We start from the raw sequence: 1,517 nt of genomic DNA on the forward strand, positions 1-1,517 counted from the left end.
TCCGCCCTCCTCCGGTGGCGTTCCATCGATGGGCGGCAGCACACCATTATCCTCGGCTTCCTGGCGACTGCTGCCGCTACCGCCGCCGCCAGCCGCGGCGGCGATACCCACAATACCCCCGACTGCGGCTATCCCGCCCAGTACGGCCAACGCAGAGATCCCACCTGCGCCAACAAGAGAATCGACAGAGGCTTCAGAGAGTGCCGGTACGATTGCTTCCGCCGTAGCAGGCGCAGCGGACTCGGCAAAGGGGAAGACAGCGTGATGCGTGCCCAGGCTGTCTTCAAAAATCAGTTCGCTGTGTAAGCCATTCTCATCAAGCACAAAAAAGCGCTGGTAGCGTACCGTCGTACCGTCGTTCATATGGACGATCAGGTCATTGCCTTCGCGCTGATAGTAATTAACCGACTCTGGGGAAGCATTGATACGAACGATGCTGGTCTGCGTCAGATTAACAACGCGGTCGGCACTCTGGGCATATTGGCTAACGACATCACCAGTTTTTTGATTTATGATATCCACTGACCCAGTAGGGTTAATTTGGGGAGCCATATAATGTCCTCTCGCTATTTAGAACGCTTTTTTGTGCATGTGCCAAACTTATTTTTGGCAGAGTAAGAGCGCTACCGAAATAAAATGGCAGAAATGAATCATTTGATTAACAACTGGGTGGTGGATCTATAAGTTATTGTTTTTTAATGATTTATCACCTCTTTCATAAATTCAACGCAGAATTGATCTCATTAAAATATATAATCAATAGTCTTAAATTAGGCAAACTCCTAAGTCACAAATTTTCACATTTTTTTAAATACAGAATATATTATTAACAAAGCCGTTAATATTTAAGCGCCACTTAAATAGTGCATGTTGTGAATAGATCTGTTTTTCAATTATTAACATTAAGCGAAACGGCAATATTGCGATATATCCTATATGGCAAATATTAAATATATTCTCTCAGACTTTATATTCTGAATAAAAGCGGGTTGTCGTTGACAACGGAGCGTCTCAGGCCTGAGGAACCGGGCCTGTTCATACTTTAACCAACTGAAGGTCATACGGATGTTGTAGTGATATGGACTGGTGCGTTGGTGGCAAAACCTGTTATACTGTAGTCAACACATTGGGGCTGATTCTGGATTCGACGGGATTTGCGAAACCCAAGGTGCATGCCGAGGGGAGGTTTGCCTCGTTAAAAGCCTCAAAAAAATAGTCGCAAACGACGAAAACTACGCTTTAGCAGCTTAATAACCTGCTTCGAGCCCTCTCTCCCTAGCCTCCGCTCTTAGGACGGGGATCAAGAGAGGTCAAACCCAAAAGAGATCGCGCGGATGCCCTGCCTGGGGTTGAAGCGTTAAAACTAATCAGGCTAGTTTGTTAGTGGCGTGTCTGTCCGCAGCTGGCAAGCGAATGTAAAGACTGACTAAGCATGTAGTGCCGAGGATGTAGGAATTTCGGACGCGGGTTCAACTCCCGCCAGCTCCACCAAAAATAGAAGGACAGCAACAGGACGT

At 46.9% G+C, this 1,517-nt stretch carries 1 protein-coding gene and 1 other RNA gene; one reads left to right on the forward strand and one right to left on the reverse strand.

The window, feature by feature from the left end:
* A partial coding sequence (locus tag FN633_RS15715; RefSeq protein ID WP_154058971.1) for a BapA prefix-like domain-containing protein occupies positions 1-552 on the reverse strand: 552 nt, incomplete at its 3' end.
* A gap of 576 nt (positions 553-1,128) precedes the next feature.
* Here FN633_RS15715 and ssrA point away from each other — a divergent pair.
* Positions 1,129-1,491, forward strand: a transfer-messenger RNA (tmRNA) gene (gene ssrA / locus FN633_RS15720).
* Positions 1,492-1,517: the final 26 nt, after the last annotated feature.

Origin of the sequence: Pseudescherichia vulneris (assembly GCF_902164725.1) — a bacterium.
Taxonomy (GTDB): domain Bacteria; phylum Pseudomonadota; class Gammaproteobacteria; order Enterobacterales; family Enterobacteriaceae; genus Pseudescherichia; species Pseudescherichia vulneris.